Below are 20,959 nucleotides of genomic sequence, written 5' to 3' on the forward strand. Positions count from 1 at the left end.
TGGCTGAGAAAATAGCGGCATGTAACTGATCGGATAATGGCCTATTATCTGACTGGCTTGTTAATCCAGGGATACACAATGCGCGGGTCCGAATTCTCTGAACTCAAGGCATTTTCGGCGATCGTGGAGGAAGGCAGTTTCGTTCGTGCCGCCGCAAGGCTAAGGGTCTCGCCGCCGGCACTCAGTCAGTCGATCCGGCAATTGGAGGCACGCGTCGGCGTCAGGCTGCTTAATCGCACGACGCGCAGTGTCTCCCCGACTGCTGCCGGCGACGCGCTGTTTGCCCGCCTCGCTGTTGCATTCCATGAACTGGAAGGCGCCGTCGCGGATGTCCATGCATCACGCGATCGGCCGGCGGGTTCGCTACGCATCAATGTGCCGCGAGTGGCCGCGATGCGCTTCATCGCGCCGATCCTGGGCGATTTTCAGCGCGCCTATCCTGATATCGCTTTGACCGTCATTGTCGACGACATGCTAACAAACATTGTCGAGGGGCGTTTCGATGCTGGAATCAGGCTCGGAGAACGGCTGGAAAAGGACATGGTGGCGGTGAAACTAAGCGGAGATCTGCAAATGGCCGCGGTGGCCGCTCCCGCCTATCTCAAGAACCGGGCTATCCCCCGTCATCCACAGGATCTGCACCAGCACCATTGCATCAAATTCCAGTGGCCCGGCGGCGGCAACATCTATCGATGGGAGTTTTCGCGCGGCAAACGCGCTCTGGACATCGCCGTCGAGGGTAGCCTGACCGTCAACGATACCGAACTGATGCTCAACGCCGCGCTGGACGGCGTGGGCATTGCCTACATGATCGATTATCAGGTCCGGCCATGGATCGAGAAGGGCAAGCTGGTTCGTTTTCTTGAGGCTTGGTCACCCAGCTTTCCAGGTTTTTATCTATACCACCCAAGCGCACGCCACGTGCCGCCGGCCTTGCGAGCTTTCATTGATTTTGTGCGGGAGAGAAGGGAAGTCGGTAGCGAATAGTCTTCACTGCTGACTTTCTTCAAGCCTCGCCAGCAACTCCGGCGTTGGCCAGCCGTCGACCGGCAAACCTAGCCGCATCTGTTCCTTGCGGATGGCTTCGCGGGTGTTGGTGCCCAAAATGCCGTCGACGGTGCCGACATCGTAGCCCCTGGCTTCGAGCTTGGTCTGCAGCGCCTTCATCTGCTCGTTGTTGAGACCGGTCTCCGGAGTGCGCGGATCGAACTGTTTTTCCCCCGCCAGCCGGGCGGCGAGATTTGCCGCGGTCAGAGCATAGGTGAAGGACTGGTTCCACTCGAGATAGACGTCGAAATTGTCATAGGCGAGGAAGGCGGGTCCCTTGCGGCCCATGGGCAGCGCCAGGCCTGCTTTGAGGCCGTTGTCGATCAGCGGCGTGCCGTCGGGGTTGGTGACGCCCCATTGTGCCCATTGCTGCAGCGGCAGCTTGTTGGTGCGGCCAGTCTGGTCCCACGGCATGCCGTCGGGCACGCGGACTTCCTGGATCCAGGGCTGGTCGCGTTTCCAGCCGCGCGACAGCACCTTGTTGGCGGTGGTCATGATCACATCCGGTACGCTACCGCGCAGATCGACCTTGCCGTCGCCGTCTCCGTCGACGCCGCGCGCCAGATAGTCGGAAGGCAGGATCTGCGTCTGGCCGATCTCGCCAGCCCAGGCACCCGTGACGTCGGCCGGCAGGACGCCGCGATCGATCAACTCCAGAAGCGGCACGAGTTGTGGCCTGAATAGCTGCGGGCGGCGGCAGTCATGCGACAGAGTAACCAAGGCGCTCAGTGTATGGAAATCTCCCTGCACGGCGCCGAAATCGGTCTCCAGCGCCCAGAAGGCGGCGATGATCGGCGCCTGGACGCCGAACTGCTGGTCGGCGCGGGCGAAGACATCGGCGTACTTCTTCAGGTTTGCCGCACCTTGCTTCAGCCGGTAGGCCGAGATCATGCGGTTGGAGAATTCGATGAAGGTCTGGGTGAAGACGCCCTGGGTGCGGTCGCGCGCCAGAACCTTGTCGTCGATGGTGGCGACTTCGAGCGCGTCGAGACCGACTATGCCGACGCCTGTCGCCTTAGCTTCCGCGGCGACGCGCTGCTTCCAGGCTTCGAAGTCACCGCCGCATTCCTGCGCCATCGCCGGCAAGGCCATGGCGCAAAGGGTCAGCGCAGCCGCGAGGACTTTGGAACGCAGTCGCATCAGCTTCCTCTCGAAACGAACAGGGGCAGTTGTTGTGCTCCCCGGAAGCCCAACGCCCTCAAATACCGGCGGTTGCAGTCTTTACCGCTGGCAGTGTCGAAAAGCAGGCGGCAGGCCCGGTGTCAACGGTTCTTCTGCCGCAGCCCCTTATTCCGGCGGACTCGCTGCCGTTGCCACGGTGTCAACGGGTGTTCTGCCGTGGCCACTTATTCCCTGCGGCTTCGCTGCGTTGACACGCCATCAGCGGGTGTTCTGCCTCAGCCACTTATTCCAGGCCGCTTCGCTGCCGTTGAAGACATTGATGTCGGACTTGCCGGTCATGCCGGGAACGATGCCGGTTCCGGTGTACTGCCAGAAGGTGAAGGGGTGGCTGCCGTATTTCTCGCGCGGATGGCCGGCGACGGAGCGCAGCCAGTAGGGATAGCCGCGGAAGCCCGACAGTCCGTTGTCGTCGAAGAAATCGACCGAGGTGTAGATGATCGGCTTCTTGCCGTAATGCCGTTCGACGATTTCGAGGAAGGTTGCCATCTCCGCGCGCACCGTGGCCGCGTCGGGACGCAGCCTGCAGGTCGGTGATTGCGGGTTCCATTCCATGTCGAGCACGGGCGGCATCGCCGAGCGGTCGACAGGGACGTTGCGGATGAACCAGCGCGCCTGCACGGCAGCCGGGGTGCAGAAATAGTAGAAATGATAGGCGGCTCGTGGAATCCCGTTGGCTTTCGTACGAGCCCAATGTTCGTTGAAATACTCGTCGAAACGGTCGCCACCCTCGGTCGCCTTGATGAAGGCGAAGGAGATGCCGCCGGCTCTGGCTGCCGGCCAGTCGACCGAGGTCTGGTATTTGGAGACGTCGGTGCCGTGGACGGCATAGTTCCACGGCGCGCCGCTTTCCCATTCATGCGGCTTGGAATCGGCAAAGCGCGGCGCGCGGACAATGACCGTCGGGCTGCTCGACGCGGACGGCGACAGCGGCGAGAGATCGTCCACGGTCGAGCAGGCGCCAAGCAGCGTCAGCATGATCAGGCCCGCAAAACGGCGCATCGCAAATCCCGAGCCGGATTCAGCCGGTCGCTGATGGGTTCTGTTGCGGATGGCCCCCGCGACTGGTGACATCGGGCGATCGCCCCACAGCATCGCCCAACCTATCCTGTGATCGCCGATCATGGTTGATAATCCGTTGACGGCGCTCGACAAGCACCATGATTTGCGGAAGCAATGGCGGCAAATCGATGACATAAGGTCGGCGAGGCCGGAGGAAAGAATGCGGATCGTGGTCAAGATCGTCAAATGGCTGCTTGGCCTGATCGTGCTGGCGATCGTCGCGCTGTTTGCCTGGCTCTATATCGCGCCGCCGGAGTTGATCCGCGTCGGTTCGGGCTACTCGGCCAAGATCGTTTGTTCGAACGTCTTCATCGCCGGCCGCGACGCAAATGAGGTGCTGGCTGTCGACGTGCAGGCGCCCGGGCACCCGCTGCTCAGGTTGATGCGGGTTTCGGTGGACAAGAACAGGGGAACGGTCTCGGCCGGCCTCTTCGGCTTCCTCGGCAAGAGCGTTGCCGTCGCCCGCGACGGTCTGGGCTGCGCTTCAGTTCCCGATGGCGACGTCGGCAAGGTCCGGCGGACAGTGATCCAAGCGAAGCCGTCGGCTGTCAGCCAGGACGCGCTGTGGCCGGAGGGCGAGCGGGTCGAGGCATCACAGGATCCGGTGGTCGCCAAGCTGCTGGACGATGCGGCACTGACCGGCACCGGCATGCGGGCGGTGGTGGTGGTCAAGAACGGCCGCGTCGTCGCCGAGCGCTATGGCGACGGCTTTTCCGCCAAGACGCCGCTGCTCGGCTGGTCGATGACCAAGACGGTGAACGCCGCGATCGTCGGCACGTTGGTGAGGGACGGCAAGATGGCTTTCGATAGCAAAAGCCTGTTCGCGCCATGGAAGGCGGACGGCCGCGCCGCGATCAACCTTGCCAACATGATGGCGATGTCGAGCGGGCTGGAGTTCAACGAGGATTATGGTGACGTCGCCGACGTCACGCGCATGCTCTATCTCGAACCTGACATGGCGGGCTTTGCCGAAGCCAAGCCGCTGACCAGCGAAGTGGGTAAGGTGTTCTCTTATTCGAGCGGCACGGCGGTGATGCTGTCGCGCCTCTGGCAGGACGCGGTTGGCGACAAGGCCAAGGCGCTGACGTGGCCGCGCACGGCGCTGTTCGAACCGCTCGGCATGCGCAGCGCGGTGCTTGAAACGGATGAGCAGGGCACCTTCGTCGGCTCGTCCTATCTCTACGCAACCGCCCATGACTGGGCGCGCTTCGGCCAATTCCTGCTGCAAGGCGGCGTGTGGAACGGCAACCGGATCCTGCCGGCCGGCTTCGTCGACTGGATGCGGGAGCCGGCATCGGCCTCGAAGGTCTACGGCAAGGGCCAGTTGTGGATCGAAGCCCCGGGCGACGAGGAAAACCCCGGCGCCGGCGTGGCGGCAGGCCTGCCAAAGGACATCTATTGGATGGAAGGCCATGACGGGCAGACGGTCGCCATCATTCCCTCGGAGCAGTTGGTGGTGGTGCGGCTGGGGCTAACGCCGGCCAAGGTCGGCTACCGGCCGCAGACGATGGTGGGAGCTCTGGTGAAGGCGCTACACTAAAGCGCGTCGCGTTTGAACGGATTCAGGCGACGCGCTTTAGATCGTTGTTTCCATGCATGTCGTCTTCCCAAAACCGAGGTCAATTTTGGGCGACATGCATTGGTGCAAGCAACTTAATAGTCATGATCCTAGCAGGCGTTTACCTGTCTGCAGGACCAGCCTCCACCATCGGTATCGTGGCAATCTTCATAGCTCCCGTAACACATATTTGTTGAATTGCGATACCAGGGATAACCGCCAGGACAGCAGACATCCTGCTGCGCAGTCTGAAGATATTGCTTTGTAGGCCGACTTTGGTTTTGGTCTTCGGTATCGCCAGGATATGAAATATTCCAACTAATTGGCATATTTACGCTTGAGCTACTCATCGCAGACGAACTCAAAAAAATCGTACAAGCAGCTAACAAAAAGATTCCCCGCGCACTCATGTTCTCCTCCTTGAGGGAAATAGAGACGGGGCGATATACCATTTTTCATGACTTGCGTCGATTGTCCTGGGAAGCCGCCAAGGCCTCCATGACAGTGTGGCGCTGATCAACCATATACGCGGTGGTGCGGCTGGGGCTGATGCCGACCAAGCTCGGCTATCGGCGCGGACGATGGTGGCGGCATTGGTGAAGGCGCTGCATTGGCTTCCTTACCCTCCCCTCGATGGGGAGGGTCGGCGCGTAGCGCCGGGGTGGGGTGCCTAGCGCGTCAACCCCACCCGCGCCTTCGGCGCGACCTCCCCCATCACTGGGGAGGTGAGGGTGTGCGGCCCGATTACGGCCAGCCAGGCATAGCCGCGATAAAGCGTGCGGAAACGGAAGCTTGCCCTGGTTCGCCGAGATTCCGATTCCAGCACTTCGCGCAGCGATTCACGGGGTGCGACGTGGAACTTTTTCAACCACCCGCGCAGCAACGCGCGGAACCAGACCGGCAGGCCTTCCTGCTGGCCGAAATCGACGATGTGCAGCGAACCGTTCGGCGACAGTGCGGCAAGCGCCGCCGACACCGTTTTTTCCCAGCCGGGGATCATCGACAGCGAGTAGGACACGAAGATGCGGTCGAAGCCATTGCGTCCGAACAGCGCCCTGGCATCGAATGCCGTGGCGTCGCCCTGGGCGAGCGTGACACGATCGACCAGGCCTTCGCGGGCAATCGCAGCGCTGGCCGTCTCCAGCATTTCGGCTGAGATGTCGAGGCCGTAGAAGCGCGCATCGGGATAGCGGCGCGCGGCGAGGATGATGTTGCGGCCGGTGCCGCAGCCGAGTTCCAGCACGGTGCCGCCGGCTGGGACGTCGAGCCCTGATATCAACCGGTCGCGACCGAGCAGGTAGTATTTGCGGGTCAGGTCATAGATGTGGCGCTGCCAGCGATAGACGCCGTCCATCAGTTCGGCATGGTTAGCCTTGAATTCGGGGCTGGCGGGCAGCTCGGTGGTGCTCATGCCGCGCGCTTCACATAGAGGTGGAAGCCGCCATAGATGGCCGAGCGGTCGCGTGCCGAAAATTCCCGCGAAGCCTCGTCCTGATAGTCCCACTGGTCAAGCAGCGAGCTTGAGACGCGGCCAGGCAACAGGCTGGGCTCCGCGGCGGTGCGGAAGATGACGCGGGCGCCGGCCGACGCGGTGCGGGTGATTTCCGCCCACAGCGCGTTGAGCTGGTCATCGGTCATCCAGTCCTGTGCATCGAGCAGGACGAAACAGTCGACCGCGCCGGCGTCCTTGCCGGCGAGGAATTCGATCAGATTGGCATGATGGATGGCGACGCGGTCGACATTGCCGCGGATGGTCGCGTAGTTCTGTTTTTCGAGATAGGCGGGCAGGGCGGCCTCGCCGGGGTTCGGATAGCGCCGGGCGAAAGCCTGCCAGGCGAAATAGTTGTTCTCCAACGGAAAATCGCAGGCGAGCTTTTCCAGCCGGGCTTTCAGCACACTGGCCATGGTGCCGTCACCGGAGGTGATCAGCGAATCGTACTGCGCCGGCGGAATGCCGAGGCCGAACAGCGAAGCCTTGCGCGACGTCGCCCATTTCAACAGCTTCCTGTCGAAGACCGGCGCCAACTCCTCATAGAAGAAGCGGCGCTGCTCACCGATGCTTTTGGCCTGCATGATGCCGGCGGGATCGACGCCGAAGAATTTTGCCGTGCGGTGGCCCATGGCGATGAACAGGCCGAGCAGGCCTGTCTGGTAGAAATTGCGGTCAAAAACGGCGATGCGCCTGATGCCACGCCAGTTGCGCCGCTCCCAGTAGTGGCGGCTGACCGGATCGAGATGCGGCGCGATGAAACGGTCGTAGGCTGCCGAATTGTGGCTGGTGTCGGCGGCGCCGAAGAAGCGGAACAGATCGCCCTGCGAAGGCAGGTGGCGCACTGCCTCAAGCTTCATGCGGTTCAGCGCAATGTGCGCGGCGTTGAGGTCGACCGCGTCCACCCGTGCCGGCGACCGGGTGAGATAGGCCAGGATGTTGCAGCCGCCGGAGGCGATGGTAACGACGCGATGGCCCTTGCCAAGCTGCATCGCTTCCATGTCGACGTCGGGGTCTTCCCAGATCTGCGGATAGACGAGGCCCGAGAACAGGAAGGCGAACAGCCGCTCGGAAATGCCTGCCTTCGACAGCGGGCGGTTCTGGTAGACGGCCTTTCCAACTTCCTTGCCGCGGCGAAAAACCAGATCTGCGGAAACGTCCGTCATGGCAAAGTGATTCCCCATTTGCTTTGCCGCAAGCGGGTAGCGCCGGGGCATGACAGATGAATGACAGCAGCCGGCTAGCGGCTCGGGGGCGATCTCATTGCCGGCCAAATCCCCCCGGCGTCGGCGTCGTCAGGATGACGGCGTCGCCGGCCTGAAGCACGGTCTGGTCGCAGGCTTTCAGCATGTCGATCGTGCCGTCCTTGCGGCGCACCTTGGTCGAACCGACCTCGCCATCACCGCCGCCGTCCAGACCTTGCGGCGGCCGGTTGCGGTGCGAGGACAGGATTGCGCATTCCATCTTTTCGAGGAAGCGGATGGTGCGTTTGGTGCCGTCGCCGGCGTTCCATTTGCCCTTGCCGCCGGAACCTTCCCGAATGTGGAAATCCTCGAGCAGAACGGGAAAGCGCAGTTCCAGCACTTCCGGATCGGTGAGGCGGGAGTTGGTCATATGGGTGTGGACGCCGGAGGTGCCGGCAAAGCCGCGGCCGGAGTTCATTTGGCCCGCCGGCGAACCGGAGCAGATCGTCTCGTAATATTGGTAGGTCTTGTTGCCGAAGGTAAGGTTGTTCATCGTGCCTTGCGCGTTGGCCATGGCGCCCATGGCGCCGAACAGCGCGTTGGTGACATGCTGCGAGGTCTCGACATTGCCGGCGACCACGGCGGCGGGGTAGGAGGGTTTCAGCATGCAGCCGTCGGGAATGATGATGTTGATGGGCCTGAGGCACCCGGCATTCATCGGGATCATGTCTTCGACCATGACGCGGAAGGCATAGAGTACGGCCGCGCGGGCGACGGGTTCCGGCGCGTTGAAATTGTTCTTCATGATCGGCGAGGTGCCGGTGAAGTCGACAGTCGCCTCGCGCTTTTGCCGGTCGACCGTGATCTTCACCTTGATGACCTGGCCGGTGTCTGTCGGGTATTCGTACTCAGATCTGTCGGGCAGCCGCTCCAGCACGCGGCGCACGCTTTCGGCGGCATTATCCTGGACATGGCCCATATAGGCCTCGACGACATCGAGGCCGAAATGCGTGACCATCTTGCGCAGTTCCGCGACGCCCTTCTCGTTGGCGGCGATCTGCGCCTTGAGGTCGGCGATGTTCTGGTGCGGATTGCGAGCCGGGTAGCGATGGTCGGTGAGCAGCGTTTCCAGCTCCTTCTCGCGGAATTTTCCGCGATCGACGATGCGGAAATTGTCGAACAGCACACCTTCCTCGTCGACGGTGGTGGCGAGCGGTGTCATCGAACCGGGCGCCGTGCCGCCGATATCGGCATGGTGGCCGCGCGAGGCGACGTAGAAGAGTATTTCCTCCCCCCTCGAGGGGGAGGTGGCGGCGAAGCCGCCGGAGGGGGTCGTTGCGGCAGTGCTCGACGTTCTTGCGGTGCCTTCTGAGAGGACCCCACCCGTCCGCTGCGCGGCCACCCTCCCCTCAAGGGGGAGGGAAAACACCGGCGTCACGACGGTGATGTCGGGCAGATGCGTGCCGCCATTGTAGGGGGCGTTGAGGGCAAAGACGTCGCCGGGGTGGATGTCGCCGGAATTCAGCCGGATGATGGTTTCCACCGAACGATCCATCGAACCCAGATGGACCGGCATGTGCGGCGCATTGGCGACCAGCGCGCCGGTGCGGTCGAAGACGGCGCAGGAAAAGTCCAGTCTTTCCTTGATGTTGACGGAATAGGCGGTGTTCTGCAGCGTTACGCCCATCTGCTCGGCGATCGACATGAACAAATTGTTGAAGACCTCCAGCATGACCGGGTCGGCCTCGGTGCCGAGTGCTGCCTGCCGGCGCTTTTTCTCGACGCGGCGCAACAGCACATGGTTCCTGGCGGTGATTTCGGCCTGCCAGCCCGGCTCGATGACGATTGTCTGGTTCGGCTCGATGATCAAGGCGGGACCCGCAACCCTGTTTCCCGGCTTCAGCGCCTCGCGGCGAAAAATGCCTGAAGCGCGCCACTCTCCCTCGGTGAAGATTTCGCGGGTCTGCGAAGGGCTTACGGCAAGTTCCTCGGTTTGCGCTGCACTTTCGTCGCGGCCGGTGCCGCCGGTGTCGGTGCCTTCGACGCCGACGGTCTCGACGATCATCGGCTTGTCGTCATAGACAAAACCGAACTGCGCCTTGTGGGCGATTTCGAAATCGCGCCTGGCCTGGAAAATCGAGTCTGCCTCGAAGTTCACCGGCAGTGTCGTGTCGGTGCCGTCGTAGCGAATGTGCAGCGCGGGCTTGGCGGCCACCGCATCCTCGGCGATGCCTTGCGCCGCGAGTTCGGCGATAACGGCTTCTCTCAAGGTGGCAATGAGGTTGCCGATTTCCGTTCTGGACTCTTCGGCAAGCGGTTTCAGCAGCGCCTGCTGGCGCGAGGCGAAGACCGAAGACAGGCCAATGCCATAGGCCGACAGCAGGCCGGAGAAGGGATGGATCAGCACCGCCTCCATGCCGAGCGCGTCGGCAACCAGGCAAGCGTGCTGGCCGCCGGCGCCACCGAAGCAGTTCAGGAGATATTCTGTGACGTCATAGCCGCGCTGGACGGAGATCTTCTTGATGGCGTTGGCCATGTTTTCGACAGCAATGGTGACGAAGCCTTCGGCGACGGCTTCGGGCGACCGGCCATCGCCGATCTCGGCGGCGAGCGCGGCGAATTTTGCCCGCACCGTCTCGACGTCGAGCGGCTTGTCCTGGCCGGGTCCGAAAATGGCCGGGAAGAAATCGGGCTGCAGCTTGCCCAGCATGACATTGGCGTCGGTGACGGCGAGCGGGCCGCCACGCCGGTAGGCGGCCGGGCCGGGATTGGCGCCAGCCGAGTCCGGTCCGGCCCGGAAACGGCCGGCCTCGTAGTGCAGGATCGAGCCGCCGCCGGCGGCGACGGTGTGGATGCGCATCATGGGCGCGCGGATGCGCACGCCGGCGACCTCGGTGTCGAAGGCGCGTTCGTATTCGCCGTCATAGTGGGCGACGTCGGTGGAGGTGCCGCCCATGTCGAAGCCGATGACCTTGTCGAAGCCAGCGAGCCTGGCCGTCTCGACCATGCCGACAACACCGCCGGCCGGCCCCGACAGCAGCGCGTCCTTGCCCTGGAACATGTCCGCGGCGGTGAGACCGCCGGAGGACATCATGAACATAAGGCGAGGGCTTTCCCTCCCCCTCGAGGGGAGGGTGGCGGCGAAGCCGCCGGGTGGGGTCGGATCGACCGGGTTCGACGTTCCTCGAGGTTGCGCGCTGCCTTGACCGACCCCCTCTGTCGGCTTCGCCGACTGCCCTTCGCTATGGCTCCGGGCGTTCGTCGCTGAAAAAGCCAAATCGTTGGCTTTTTCTCGGCCTTCGGCCGACCGCTCCTCACCCCCCTCAAGGGGGGAGAAAACGCCGAGCTCTCCCGCCACCCTCTGCACATATCGCGACAGGATCGGCGACAGATAGGCGTCGACCACGGTGGTGTCGCCGCGGCCGACCAGCTTGATCAGCGGTGAGACCTCATGGCTGACCGAGACCTGGCCGAAACCGAGCTTGCGGCAGACCTTTGCCACCGCCTTCTCGTGGTCGGGGTATTTCCAGGCATGCATGAAGACGATGGCAACGGCATCGATGCCATCGGCCCTGGCCTGCTCGATCGCCGGCCGGCAGGCGGCGATGTCGAGCAATTGTTCGACGTCGCCATCGGGGCGCACGCGCTCGTTGATTTCGATGACGCGCTCGTAGAGCTGTTCGGGAAGGATGATCTCCTTGGCGAAGATGTCCGGGCGCGCTTGGTAAGCGATCTTGAGCGCATCGCGAAAGCCCTTGGTGATGAGCAAAAGTACACGGTCGCCCTTGCGCTCCAGCAGCGCATTGGTGGCGACCGTGGTGCCCATCTTGATGTCGCCGATCAGGCCGGGCGGGATAGTGTCGCCGGAGGACAAGCCGAGAAGGTCGCGAATGCCCTGGATGGCGGCGTCGGTATAGGCTTCGGGATTTTCGGAGAGAAGCTTGCGGGGATGCAGCCCGCCTTGCGGGTCACGGCCGATGACATCGGTGAACGTGCCGCCGCGGTCGATCCAGAAATCCCATTTTTCGGTCATGACAGCCTCGGCACTTTCTGTTCGATCTTTGGTTCAGCACATTCTGTTAGTTCGCCATCGCCTGACCGGCAATCGCAAATGGACCCGGCGATGTTACATGCGGAAACGCAACGTTACGAAACTCATGGCCATCTGCTGCATTTCTCCTTCGACCGTTCACGGCAACGTGAGCGTGTGTTGAAGGAGAGACAAAATGAAAAAGCTCATTCTCGCGTCCGTTTCCGCTTTGGCCTTGCTTGGCGTCGCCGCCTGCAGTGACAGCGGCACGGACAACACCACCACCCAGAGCACCAACCCGCCGGCCAATGAAGAACCGATGAAGCCGGCTACCCCGGAAGCAACGCCGCCGGCAGCAACGCCTCCGGCTACCGATAACTCGACCACGAAGAGCATCACACCCGAGAAGCCTGCCGAGCCGGCTCCGGCAACGCCAGCTCCTGCGCCCGCGCAGTAGTCAGTAACGCAGCACTTCGTGTGATGAATGAGAAAGGCCGGCTCACGTCGGCCTTTCTCATTCGATCCGCGCCGCGGCTACATATGTTGGCGTCAAATCGACCGTCGTGCAAAAGCCTGCGGCACTCTCCCGGCTTGATAGCTGGGAGCGCGCGCACTAAGAAGCAGGCCATGTCGATTTGGGATCGCCTCGGCGAGTTCATCACCCGCGTTTCATCTTCAACCTCGTCGGGTGTCGCCGACGTCGTCGAGGCCGTGCGCACGGTTTTCTCCGGCGATGCGGATCTGCGCCGGCGCGTCGCCTTCTCGGTGGCGATGATCGCGCTGTCGGCCAAGATGGCCAAGGCCGATGGCATCGTCACGCAGGACGAGGTGCGCGCCTTCCAGGAAATCTTCGAAGTGCCGCCGAAGGAGACGCGCAATGTGGCGCGGCTGTTCGATCTCGCCCAGCGCGACGTGGCGGGTTTCGAGACCTATGCCGAGCGGATGGCGCAGATGTGCGGTTCCGGGCATTCCAATTGCGTGATGCTGGAAGACATACTCGACGGCCTGTTCCACATCGCCAAGGCCGACGGCCTTGTGCATGAGCACGAAGGCGTCTTTCTGCACCGCATCGCCCAGATTTTCCGCATCGACGAGGCCCATTACGAAAGCATCATGGCGCGGCACGTCGATCTGGGCGCCAGGGATCCGTATGTCGTGCTTGGCATCGAGCGCGGCAAGCCGTTCGAAGAGGTCAGGAAGCGCTATCGCAAGCTGGTCTCCGACAATCATCCGGACCGGCTGATCGCACGCGGCCTGCCGCAGGAATTCATCAAGATAGCAACGACCAGGGTAGCGGCGATCAATGCCGCCTATGAGATGATCGAGCGGGGCCTGCGCCACGCATGAGCGGCTTCCTGCCCGACGAACCACGTGCCGAGGTCAGGGTATCGCCGAATTTCGGTCCACGGCGTGGGACGTTCGAGCCCGACATGATCGTGCTGCATTACACCGGCATGGCGACCGGCGCCGGCGCCGAGGGGTGGCTGTGCGACCCGGCCAGCGAGGTCTCGTCGCATTATCTGGTGCATGAGAACGGGCACATCGTGCAGATGGTCAGGGAAAGCGATCGCGCCTGGCACGCCGGCAAGGCTTCGTGGTTCGGACGCGCCGACATCAACTCCTGTTCGGTCGGCATCGAGATCGTCAATCCGGGACATTCGCTGGGCTATCCCGGTTTTCCCAGGCGGCAGATCGATGCGGTGATCGGGCTGTGCCGGGGGATCGCCGGGCGGCATTCGATAGCCGCCGAGCGGGTGTTGGCGCATTCCGACGTGGCGCCGGGGCGCAAGATCGATCCGGGCGAGAAGTTTCCGTGGCGGACGCTGTTCGAGGCCGGGGTCGGCCATCTCGTGGCCGCAGCACCCGTGCGACCAGGAGCCTCCCTGACAGCCGGCGACACCGGCGGCGATGTCGAGGCGTTGCAGTCGATGCTGGCACTTTACGGCTATGGCGTCGAGATATCGGGTATTTTCGACCGTCAGACGGAGATCGTCGTCGAGGCGTTTCAGCGGCATTTCCGGCCGCGCAAGGTGGATGGCGTCGCCGATGGCTCGACGCTGCGGACGCTGCAAAGGCTGCTTGCTTCCGTGAGGCCCTGAGCTCCGGAAAGCCCCTCCCAAAGCAACCCTTTCCATCCATAAGTTACAAGCTGTCACTCAAAGTGACTTGCCTGGCCTTGTTTGACACCAATTCGGGCGTCAAACGGCTGACGTGCAGATGTCGGACCCCAAGCCCCCCGGGTTGTTCCGATGTTGATTAGGCGTTGCTGCGTGAACATCTTCGCGCGGTTCAGACAGAACAGGATCACATGCAGAAATTTACCGTTTTAACGGCAGCTCTTGCTGCCGGCGTAATGACTTTTGCCTTCAGTGCCGCGGATGCCGCGCCACTCAGCCCGAGGGCCGATCAAGGGCTTGTCGTGGTATCCGCGAAAGGCGGCAAGGCCCCACAGGCCAGAAGCGGCAAGGCAAGCCACGACGCCCAGGCGACGAAGCGGGCTTCCGCCAAAGCTGAAAAGGCAAGCTGGTCCAAGCCGAAGAAGTCCACCAAAAGGCAGACGAAGCGCGGTCGCAAGACCGTTGACATGACGAGAACGGCATCGATTGGCCTCAGGAACGTCGCGGCGTCGACGGCCGCGGTGGCCAGCAGTGGCCAGTATTCCGCAATTGTTGCCCGCTATGCGGCGATCGAAGGCGTGCCGGTGTCGCTCGCCACGGCGGTCATCAAGATCGAGAGCAACTACCGGCCCAATATCGTCGGCAGCGCCGGCGAGATCGGCCTGATGCAGATCAAGCCGGCAACGGCGCGGATGATGGGCTATAACGGCTCCGCCAAGGGCCTATTCGATCCCGATACCAACATCAAATACGGCATGAAATACCTTGCCATGGCGCGTAGTCTCGGCGGCGGCACGACCTGCGGCACGATTCTGAAATACAATGCCGGACACGCCGCAACGCGGATGAACCCGGTGTCGGCCGCTTATTGCGGCAAGGTCAAGGTGCAGATGGCTGCGCTTGGATCGCCCGCATAAGTCTGCTTTTTCATTTGCGTTTTCGGGCGTGAACCCCTTTATACGCCTTGCCAGCTGGCTGGGCGGCCGCACCCGCAAACGCCGAAAGGTCGTGGGTGAGGAAAGTCCGGGCTCCATGGAAACACGGTGCCGGTTAATGGCCGGCGGGGGCGACCCCAGGGAAAGTGCCACAGAAAGCAAACCGCCACGATCCGGCTTGCCGGATTCGGGGCAAGGGTGAAAGGGTGGGGTAAGAGCCCACCGCGCGACTGGCAACAGGAGCGGCACGGTAAACCCCACCGGGAGCAAGACCGAATAGGGGCGGTGCGAGGGGAAACCCTCGAGGGCTGTTTCCGGCTCACCGTCCGGGTAGGTTGCGTGAGGCGCATGGCAACATGCGCCCAAGATGAATGGCCGCCACGTTCTCGCCCCGCAAGGCGCGAGGGCCATACAGAACCCGGCTTACAGGCCAGCTGGCAATTCTCTCCATATCGAAGAGAAGTCTTTGAGATCAGCAGGTTGCGCCCTCGGGCGCGCCTGTTGATTCAAGCTTGTTCGGCCGTCCATCCGTACGAGCGAGGATGGTCATTGCTTGAAATTGGTACGATTAAATCGTACCATAGGTCGGCAAAGGGCATCGGGAGCCTCTCATGGGACAGGTCGACAAACGTAGCATCACGCTGTCGCCGGAACTGGCGCAAGCAGTGGACGATGTCGTCGCCGCCGGCGAATATGCGTCGGCCAGCGAAGTGATCCGCGATGCGTTGCGACAATGGAAGGACCGCCGCGATCTCTTCGGCTATACGCTCGATGAGTTGCGCAAGCTGGTGCAGGAAGGCATCGACGGCGGACCTGGACGATTTGCGTCGATGGATGAAATCAAGGCCGAGGCGCGGAGGCGCTTGCGATCTGACGACGCAGCATGAAACTGCTGCCCATTGTCAAGAACGCACCCGCAGAAGACGATTTGATCGCGATCTGGCTCCATGTTGCAAGAGACAGCGAGGCCGCAGCCGATAGGTTGCTCGATCGCTTCGAGGCACGGTGGCGGCAACTGGCCTCTTGTCCTTCTCAGGCGCGCCGCGCGAGGATATCGCGCCTGGCGTCCGTCATTTGATCGTTGGCGACTATCTCACCTTGTATCGTGTCGGGGATGACGCGATCGAAATCATCCGCGTGCTGCACGGCCATCGCAACATCGAAGCCGACGATCTCGGCCCGTGATCGGTCCGGTCAGCCGCCGATTTTGTCCAGCGACGCCTCGATCGCCTTCCAAAGCTCTTCCACCGGCTCGCAGCCGACCGAGAGGCGAACGAAACCGGCGGAGACCGCATCGCCTCGCTTCAGGCGCCGCTCGGCCGAGGTGTGGACGCCGCCGAAAGATGTCGCGGCCTGCATCAAGGCACAATTGTTGATGAAGTCCTCGGCCTTGTCTTCCGAGGCGAGTTCGAAAGAGATGAGAAAGCCGAAGCGCTCCATCTGGGCGCGGGCAAGGTTGTGCGACGGATCGCCTTCCAGTCCGGGATAACGCAGGCCGCTGATTGCCCGATGGCCCTGCAGCCGCCGCGCGATAATTTCGGCCGAAGAGCACATGCGGTCGAAGCGCACATCGAGTGTCTCAAGGCCGCGATGCACGAGCCAGGCTTCGAACGGTCCAGGAATGCTGCCGGAAACCTCGCGCCAGCCGGTCACGGCGGCGATGATATCGGCATTGCGGCTGGCGACATGGCCGAACAGCACATCGGAATGGCCATTGGGCGCCTTGGTGTCAGCGGCAACGACGATATCGGCGCCATGGTCGAGCGGTCGCTGGCCGAAAGGCGTCATCGTTGTGTTGTCGACCACAAGGATCGCGCCGGCTTTGTGAACAGCATTGGCGACGGCCGCGATATCGCAGATATCCAGCCCTGGATTGGCAGGGGTTTCGACAAAGGCCAGACGATAGCCGTCGAAGCCGCCATCGAGGAAGGTCGAGGTCGGCCTGACATCGTAGGTGATGCCGAGCGGCTTGAGGAAGCGATCGGCCAGCGCCCTTGTCGTGTGATAGCCGTCCGAAGGCAGCAGGATACGGTCGCCGGCCTTGAGCACGGCAAAAAACGCCGCCGAGATCGCCGCCATTCCCGAGGGGAAGGCGACGCAGGGCGCATCCTCCAGATGCGCCAGCATATGCTCGACCGCATCCCAGGTCGGGTTGCTGAAGCGGCCATACTGATTGAAGCCGGTGGCGTCGCCGGGCGCGTGAAAAATGGCGGTCATGGTCAGGGGCAGGGGAATGGAATCGCCCATGGCAAGCCCGCTGCGACGCAGATGGGGAAGTGCTGCTGCGCGTGACTTTGCTGTTTCAGACATTGAATTTCCAACCCTGTTTGCGACCGACGAGATGCGGCGAGACGCTATGCCCGGCAGCGGCGCGCGGCAAGGCGCGTCCGGTTGGGCCAGGCGCCTCTAAACGCTTCGTTAGGCTTAATAGACCATAAAGACGAGACGTGCCGTCAAGGCTGATTTCGCAGGTCGCGATGCGCGTGTTTGTGAAGCCTATTCCCGTTGACGCCCATAGTGCCCCATGATATCCCATCTAGACATCAAAGCCTTCGTTCCGCGTCAGGGTAAAGCGTACGCCAATCGGGCAGCCGCAGCGGCTGCGCGTTTGCCGGTTTTTGCCCATGCGGATGAGGCTGATACGGGGCAGGGAACGCGCCGCGGCGGTGCGTTCGACAAGATGGAGAGGGGTGCGGCGGCGCAAGCGGCTGTAAAGCGTGATGGACCGGTTTCTGTCAAACACGATGAGCAGGATCGATGCGAAGGGACGGGTGTCCGTTCCGGCGCATTTCCGTGCCGTCGTGCAGAAGCGCGGCTATTCGGAACTCTACGCCTTGCGTTGCCTGGATCTGCCGGCGATGGATGTCGGCGGGCTCGACCTGCTCGACCGCTACGAGCAGCGCATCGCGCTGGAGGATCCCTTCCTGCAGACGGCGGACGACATGTCGTTCTTTTGCCATGGCGATGGAGCCTTCTTGAAACTCGATCAGGACGGCCGCATCACGATGAGCGATTTCATTCGCGAACACACGGGCATTTCGACGGAAGCGGCCTTTGTCGGGCGCGGCAATTTCTTTCAGATCTGGGAGCCGGGACGGCTTGCCGCCTACGGGGCGCAGGCGCGAGTCCGGCTTTTGCAGCTTCGGCAGGGGACGAAGCCTGGGGAGCGACCGGAATGACGGTGGGCCACGGCGATGACCCTTCTCGCGCCGTAGATGGGCACGCCGTTGGCGGACCGGCCCGCCACATTCCGGTCCTCCTTGCCGAAGTGCTCGAAGCGCTGCAACCGGCCGAGGGCGATATCATCATCGACGGCACGTTCGGCGCCGGCGGCTACACCAGGGCTATTCTGGCGACGGGCGCCTCCGTGGTGGCGATCGACCGCGATCCCGATGCGATCGCTGCCGGGCGGGATCTGGAAGTGCAGTCAGGCGGCCGGCTGCGGCTGGTGCAGGCGCCGTTCTCGACGCTGGACGAACATGTCGAGAGCGCCGACGGGGTTGTGCTCGATATTGGCGTTTCCTCAATGCAACTCGACCAGGCCGAGCGCGGGTTTTCGTTCCGCGCCGACGGGCCGCTCGACATGCGCATGGCGCAAGCGGGCCTCAGCGCCGCCGACGTCGTCAACTCCTTCAAGCCGGGCGATCTGGCACGTATCTTCGGCTTCCTCGGCGAGGAGCGTCACGCCGGGCGCATTGCCCGCATGATCGAGGCTCGCCGCGAAAAGCGCCCGTTCGAACGGACGCTGGAACTGGCCGACGCCATCGAGACGCATATCGGCCGCGCGCCGAAGGACAAGATCCATCCGGCCACGCGGGTTTTCCAGGCGCTGCGCATCTTCGTCAATGACGAGCTTGGCGAACTGGCCAAGGCATTGTTTGCCGCCGAACGCGCTCTGAGGCCGGGCGGACGGCTCGCCGTGGTGACCTTCCATTCGCTGGAAGACCGCATCGTCAAGCGTTTCATCGCCGACCGGGCCGACGTCGCGACCGGCTCGCGGCATCTGCCCGAGGCACAGGCGCGCACCGCGACCTTCCGCAAGGCCGGTGGCGGCGTGACTGCAGGCGACGCCGAGGTGGCGGCCAATCCGCGCGCCCGCTCGGCCAGGCTGCGCGCGGCAATCCGCACCGAGGCGCCTGCGCGCGGTGGCGACTTTTCGATTTTCGGCCTTCCAAAGCTTCCCGGCCTCGATCGGCCGGGGGAGAGGTAAGCACGTGTTTCGTACCAGCGACATTGTCCTGATCGCCGTCATGGTTGCGGCGGCGGCCCTCACCTACAAGGCCAAGCGCGAGGCCGAGGAACAATTGGCTTCGGTGCAGAAGATCCATGCGCAGATCCGCTATGAGGAGGACACGATCGACCTGCTCAAGGCAGACTGGAGCCTGCTCACCCAGCCGTCGCGGCTGCAGAAGCTGGCCGAGCTCTACAAGTCGCAGCTCGAACTCGTGCCGGTCAGCGCCCGCCAGATCGGCGGCATTGGCGATCTGCCGGCCAAATCCCTGGATATCCAGGACATCCTGTCCGGACGCCAGGGCGGCATGGCCGACAATTCCGATAAGGCACCCTCGGACGGCAAGGATCCCGTGGTGACCGGAGGCATCGCCCAATGATCGGCAAACTGCTGAAGCGACGCGCCAAAACGGGTGAAGACGGATCGATCGTCGTCGAGGGCGCCCGCAAGGCGACCGGCGGCAAGGGCAGGACGCGCATCGTGATGACGATGGCGGTGTTCTTCGGCATCTTCTCGACCATATCAGGGCGACTGGTTTATCTCGGCTTCCAGACCCCCGATATGTCGGGCGGTCCGCAGAGCCGTGTGACGGCATCGCGGCCCGACATTGTCGACCGCAACGGCGAAGTGCTGGCGACCGATATCAAGACGGCGTCGCTGTTTGCCGAGCCGCGCCGCATCGTCGACGCCGACGAGGCGATCGAGAAGCTGTCGACGGTGCTTCCGGATATCGATTACGAGCAGACCTACCACAAGCTGAAGAGCGGCGCCGGTTTCGTCTGGCTGCAGCGGCAACTGACGCCCAAGCAGCAGTCCGACATCATGCAGCTCGGCATTCCCGGCTTCGGCTTCCGCACCGAGAAGCGCCGTTTCTATCCGAGCGGCGAGACCTCGTCCTACATTGTCGGGCTTACCAACATCGACAACCAGGGCATCTCCGGCATGGAGAAGTATGTCGACGAGCAAGGGTTGAGCGACCTGCAAGCATCGGGCCTTGCAATCGCCAAGGACCTGAAGCCGGTGAAGCTTTCGATCGATCTGCGGGTCCAGCACGTGGTGCGCGACGAGATCGCCGCCGGCCTGGAACGCTACCGCGCCATGGGCGCCGGCGCCGTTGTGCTCAACGTCAAGACCGGCGAAGTGGTGGCCATGGCCTCGGTGCCGGATTTCGATCCGAACAATCCTTACAATGCCCAGGACAAGGACCGGTTGAATCGGATGTCGGCGGGCCTCTATGAGATGGGCTCGACCTTCAAGAGCTTCACCTCTGCCATGGCGCTCGATTCCGGCAAGGCGACGATGGCGAGCCGCTTCGACGCTTCGCATCCAATCCGGGTCGGCCACCAGGCGATCCACGATTTCCATGGCAAGAACCGGGTGCTGTCGCTGCCGGAGGTGTTCCTCTATTCGTCCAACATTGGGTCGGCCAGGGAGGCCGAGATGGTGGGTATCGAGGGGCACCGCGAATTCCTGCATCGCCTCGGCATTCTGGACAAGATGCAGACCGAACTGCCGGAGGTCGCCCGCCCGACTGAACCGAAGGTCTGGAAACAGGTCAATTCGTTCACCATCGCCTTCGGCCACGGCGTGTCGACGACGCCGCTGCAAGCGGCTGTGGGCTGCGCGGCGCTGATGAATGGTGGCTTCCTGATGAACCCTACCTTCCTGATGCGTACGCAGGAGGAAGCGATGGCCATCGCCAAGAAGGTGGTGAACGACAAGACGGTCGATGGCATGCGCTATCTCTATTCGCTCAACGCCGAGAAGGGCTCGGCCAGAAACGCCAGAGTCCCCGGCTATCGCGTTGGCGGCAAGACCGGAACAGCCGAGAAGGTCATCAATGGCCGCTACTCGAAAGAATTGAATTTCAATACCTTTGTCGCCGCTTTCCCGATGGACGATCCGCAATATCTGGTGTTTACGATTGCCGACGCTCCGCATCCGGAAAAGCCTGGCATGACAGACGTCGCGGCCGCAAATGCGGGGGTTATGGCCGGCAATATCATCAGACGTGCGGCTGCCATGCTTGGCGTGAAGCCAGATTTCAGCCATGAAAATGGTGCAACGCTGGTTTCCTATCAGTGATTCTTAGGGCGCGCCGGTAACTGCGCGCTATTTTGTTGCGAT

Annotated in this window: 17 protein-coding genes, 1 other RNA gene and 1 pseudogene; 13 read left to right on the forward strand and 6 right to left on the reverse strand. The window is 62.7% G+C overall.

Features of this window, described 5'->3' with window-relative positions; all coding sequences use genetic code 11:
* The first annotated feature begins 36 nt into the window (after positions 1–36).
* The gene (locus ACSQ3L_RS15820; RefSeq protein WP_436160804.1) at positions 37–987 is read left to right on the forward strand and encodes a LysR substrate-binding domain-containing protein; all 951 of its coding nucleotides are present in this window, start codon (positions 37–39) and stop codon (positions 985–987) included.
* Between the two features lie 3 nt (positions 988–990).
* Here ACSQ3L_RS15820 and ACSQ3L_RS15825 read toward each other — a convergent pair whose 3' ends face one another.
* Entirely contained in the window at positions 991–2,187 is a 1,197-nt protein-coding gene (locus ACSQ3L_RS15825) for a lytic murein transglycosylase (RefSeq protein ID WP_436160805.1), read from the reverse strand.
* A gap of 240 nt (positions 2,188–2,427) precedes the next feature.
* Positions 2,428–3,228, reverse strand: coding sequence for a glycoside hydrolase family 25 protein (locus ACSQ3L_RS15830; RefSeq protein ID WP_436160806.1), 801 nt, complete (start codon positions 3,226–3,228; stop codon positions 2,428–2,430).
* Positions 3,229–3,448: 220 nt separating this feature from the next.
* On the opposite strand from ACSQ3L_RS15830, the gene ACSQ3L_RS15835 reads away from it, so the two are divergent.
* Complete coding sequence (locus tag ACSQ3L_RS15835; RefSeq protein WP_436160807.1) at positions 3,449–4,828, forward strand: serine hydrolase domain-containing protein; 1,380 nt, start codon at positions 3,449–3,451, stop codon at positions 4,826–4,828.
* 688 nt (positions 4,829–5,516) lie between these two features.
* Here ACSQ3L_RS15835 and ACSQ3L_RS15840 read toward each other — a convergent pair.
* Genes ACSQ3L_RS15840 through ACSQ3L_RS15850 form a run of 3 tightly spaced genes read right to left on the reverse strand, consistent with a single transcriptional unit; the run spans position 5,517 to position 11,552 of the window.
* Positions 5,517–6,257: a class I SAM-dependent methyltransferase gene (locus ACSQ3L_RS15840; RefSeq protein WP_436160808.1), complete on the reverse strand. Its 741-nt coding sequence runs from the start codon at positions 6,255–6,257 to the stop codon at positions 5,517–5,519.
* Positions 6,254–7,552 carry a DUF3419 family protein gene (locus ACSQ3L_RS15845; protein ID WP_436160809.1) on the reverse strand — a complete coding sequence of 433 codons (1,299 nt, stop codon included), beginning with the start codon at positions 7,550–7,552 and terminating at the stop codon, positions 6,254–6,256. Before ACSQ3L_RS15845 ends, ACSQ3L_RS15840 begins: the two co-directional genes overlap by 4 nt.
* A 43-nt stretch (positions 7,553–7,595) precedes the next feature.
* Positions 7,596–11,552: a hydantoinase B/oxoprolinase family protein gene (locus tag ACSQ3L_RS15850; RefSeq protein ID WP_436160810.1), complete on the reverse strand. Its 3,957-nt coding sequence runs from the start codon at positions 11,550–11,552 to the stop codon at positions 7,596–7,598.
* 193 nt (positions 11,553–11,745) lie between these two features.
* On the opposite strand from ACSQ3L_RS15850, the gene ACSQ3L_RS15855 reads away from it, so the two are divergent.
* The 7 genes and pseudogenes from ACSQ3L_RS15855 to ACSQ3L_RS15885 all read left to right on the forward strand — a co-directional run bounded on the left by ACSQ3L_RS15855 (position 11,746) and on the right by ACSQ3L_RS15885 (position 15,786).
* Positions 11,746–12,006, forward strand: coding sequence for a hypothetical protein (locus ACSQ3L_RS15855; protein ID WP_436160811.1), 261 nt, complete (start codon positions 11,746–11,748; stop codon positions 12,004–12,006).
* 170 nt (positions 12,007–12,176) lie between these two features.
* A complete protein-coding gene (locus ACSQ3L_RS15860; protein ID WP_436160812.1) occupies positions 12,177–12,896 on the forward strand; it encodes a TerB family tellurite resistance protein in 720 nt (239 codons plus the stop codon).
* Positions 12,893–13,648 (forward strand): N-acetylmuramoyl-L-alanine amidase, encoded by a 756-nt coding sequence (locus ACSQ3L_RS15865; protein ID WP_436160813.1) that lies wholly within the window; start codon positions 12,893–12,895, stop codon positions 13,646–13,648. Before ACSQ3L_RS15860 ends, ACSQ3L_RS15865 begins: the two co-directional genes overlap by 4 nt.
* A 209-nt stretch (positions 13,649–13,857) precedes the next feature.
* Positions 13,858–14,583, forward strand: a complete 726-nt coding sequence (locus ACSQ3L_RS15870) for a lytic transglycosylase domain-containing protein (protein WP_436160814.1) — start codon at positions 13,858–13,860, stop codon at positions 14,581–14,583.
* 50 nt (positions 14,584–14,633) lie between these two features.
* An RNA gene (gene rnpB, locus ACSQ3L_RS15875) (RNase P RNA component class A) lies at positions 14,634–15,043 on the forward strand.
* Positions 15,044–15,212: 169 nt separating this feature from the next.
* Positions 15,213–15,488, forward strand: coding sequence for a type II toxin-antitoxin system ParD family antitoxin (locus ACSQ3L_RS15880; RefSeq protein WP_436160815.1), 276 nt, complete (start codon positions 15,213–15,215; stop codon positions 15,486–15,488).
* A pseudogene (locus ACSQ3L_RS15885) lies at positions 15,485–15,786 on the forward strand (type II toxin-antitoxin system RelE/ParE family toxin). Before ACSQ3L_RS15880 ends, ACSQ3L_RS15885 begins: the two are co-directional and overlap by 4 nt.
* Before the next feature lie 9 nt (positions 15,787–15,795).
* Here the strand turns inward: ACSQ3L_RS15885 and ACSQ3L_RS15890 are convergent.
* Positions 15,796–16,911, reverse strand: a complete 1,116-nt coding sequence (locus tag ACSQ3L_RS15890) for a cystathionine gamma-lyase (RefSeq protein ID WP_436160816.1) — start codon at positions 16,909–16,911, stop codon at positions 15,796–15,798.
* A 410-nt stretch (positions 16,912–17,321) separates the two neighbouring features.
* Between ACSQ3L_RS15890 and mraZ the strand changes: the two genes are divergently transcribed.
* From mraZ to ACSQ3L_RS15910, 4 genes are read left to right on the forward strand one after another with little or no spacing between them, the layout of a single operon-like run.
* Positions 17,322–17,780 (forward strand): division/cell wall cluster transcriptional repressor MraZ, encoded by a 459-nt coding sequence (gene mraZ / locus ACSQ3L_RS15895; protein WP_436163457.1) that lies wholly within the window; start codon positions 17,322–17,324, stop codon positions 17,778–17,780.
* Positions 17,777–18,811: a 16S rRNA (cytosine(1402)-N(4))-methyltransferase RsmH gene (gene rsmH, locus ACSQ3L_RS15900; RefSeq protein ID WP_436160817.1), complete on the forward strand. Its 1,035-nt coding sequence runs from the start codon at positions 17,777–17,779 to the stop codon at positions 18,809–18,811. Before mraZ ends, rsmH begins: the two co-directional genes overlap by 4 nt.
* A gap of 4 nt (positions 18,812–18,815) precedes the next feature.
* Positions 18,816–19,211, forward strand: a complete 396-nt coding sequence (ftsL, locus tag ACSQ3L_RS15905) for a cell division protein FtsL (RefSeq protein ID WP_436160818.1) — start codon at positions 18,816–18,818, stop codon at positions 19,209–19,211.
* Positions 19,208–20,917, forward strand: a complete 1,710-nt coding sequence (locus tag ACSQ3L_RS15910; RefSeq protein ID WP_436160819.1) for a peptidoglycan D,D-transpeptidase FtsI family protein — start codon at positions 19,208–19,210, stop codon at positions 20,915–20,917. The genes ftsL and ACSQ3L_RS15910 overlap by 4 nt, the downstream gene beginning before the upstream one ends.
* Positions 20,918–20,959 lie beyond the last annotated feature (42 nt).

The sequence above is a fragment of the Mesorhizobium sp. LjRoot246 genome (genome assembly GCF_964254115.1).
Classification (GTDB): domain Bacteria; phylum Pseudomonadota; class Alphaproteobacteria; order Rhizobiales; family Rhizobiaceae; genus Mesorhizobium.

What these genes read in the sequence shown, in the direction of transcription:
- ACSQ3L_RS15825 (WP_436160805.1), bottom strand. Translation starts at nt 2,187, where the DNA reads ATGCGACTGCGTTCCAAAGTCCTCGCGGCTGCGCTGACCCTTTGCGCC.
- ACSQ3L_RS15830 (WP_436160806.1), bottom strand. Translation starts at nt 3,228, where the DNA reads ATGCGCCGTTTTGCGGGCCTGATCATGCTGACGCTGCTTGGCGCCTGC.
- ACSQ3L_RS15870 (WP_436160814.1), top strand. Translation starts at nt 13,858, where the DNA reads ATGCAGAAATTTACCGTTTTAACGGCAGCTCTTGCTGCCGGCGTAATG.
- ACSQ3L_RS15865 (WP_436160813.1), top strand. Translation starts at nt 12,893, where the DNA reads ATGAGCGGCTTCCTGCCCGACGAACCACGTGCCGAGGTCAGGGTATCG.
- ACSQ3L_RS15910 (WP_436160819.1), top strand. Translation starts at nt 19,208, where the DNA reads ATGATCGGCAAACTGCTGAAGCGACGCGCCAAAACGGGTGAAGACGGA.
- ACSQ3L_RS15855 (WP_436160811.1), top strand. Translation starts at nt 11,746, where the DNA reads ATGAAAAAGCTCATTCTCGCGTCCGTTTCCGCTTTGGCCTTGCTTGGC.
- ACSQ3L_RS15820 (WP_436160804.1), top strand. Translation starts at nt 37, where the DNA reads ATGGCCTATTATCTGACTGGCTTGTTAATCCAGGGATACACAATGCGC.
- mraZ (WP_436163457.1), top strand. Translation starts at nt 17,322, where the DNA reads ATGGACCGGTTTCTGTCAAACACGATGAGCAGGATCGATGCGAAGGGA.
- ACSQ3L_RS15845 (WP_436160809.1), bottom strand. Translation starts at nt 7,552, where the DNA reads ATGCCCCGGCGCTACCCGCTTGCGGCAAAGCAAATGGGGAATCACTTT.
- ACSQ3L_RS15860 (WP_436160812.1), top strand. Translation starts at nt 12,177, where the DNA reads ATGTCGATTTGGGATCGCCTCGGCGAGTTCATCACCCGCGTTTCATCT.
- rsmH (WP_436160817.1), top strand. Translation starts at nt 17,777, where the DNA reads ATGACGGTGGGCCACGGCGATGACCCTTCTCGCGCCGTAGATGGGCAC.
- ACSQ3L_RS15850 (WP_436160810.1), bottom strand. Translation starts at nt 11,552, where the DNA reads ATGACCGAAAAATGGGATTTCTGGATCGACCGCGGCGGCACGTTCACC.
- ACSQ3L_RS15840 (WP_436160808.1), bottom strand. Translation starts at nt 6,257, where the DNA reads ATGAGCACCACCGAGCTGCCCGCCAGCCCCGAATTCAAGGCTAACCAT.
- ACSQ3L_RS15835 (WP_436160807.1), top strand. Translation starts at nt 3,449, where the DNA reads ATGCGGATCGTGGTCAAGATCGTCAAATGGCTGCTTGGCCTGATCGTG.
- ACSQ3L_RS15890 (WP_436160816.1), bottom strand. Translation starts at nt 16,911, where the DNA reads ATGTCTGAAACAGCAAAGTCACGCGCAGCAGCACTTCCCCATCTGCGT.
- ACSQ3L_RS15880 (WP_436160815.1), top strand. Translation starts at nt 15,213, where the DNA reads ATGGGACAGGTCGACAAACGTAGCATCACGCTGTCGCCGGAACTGGCG.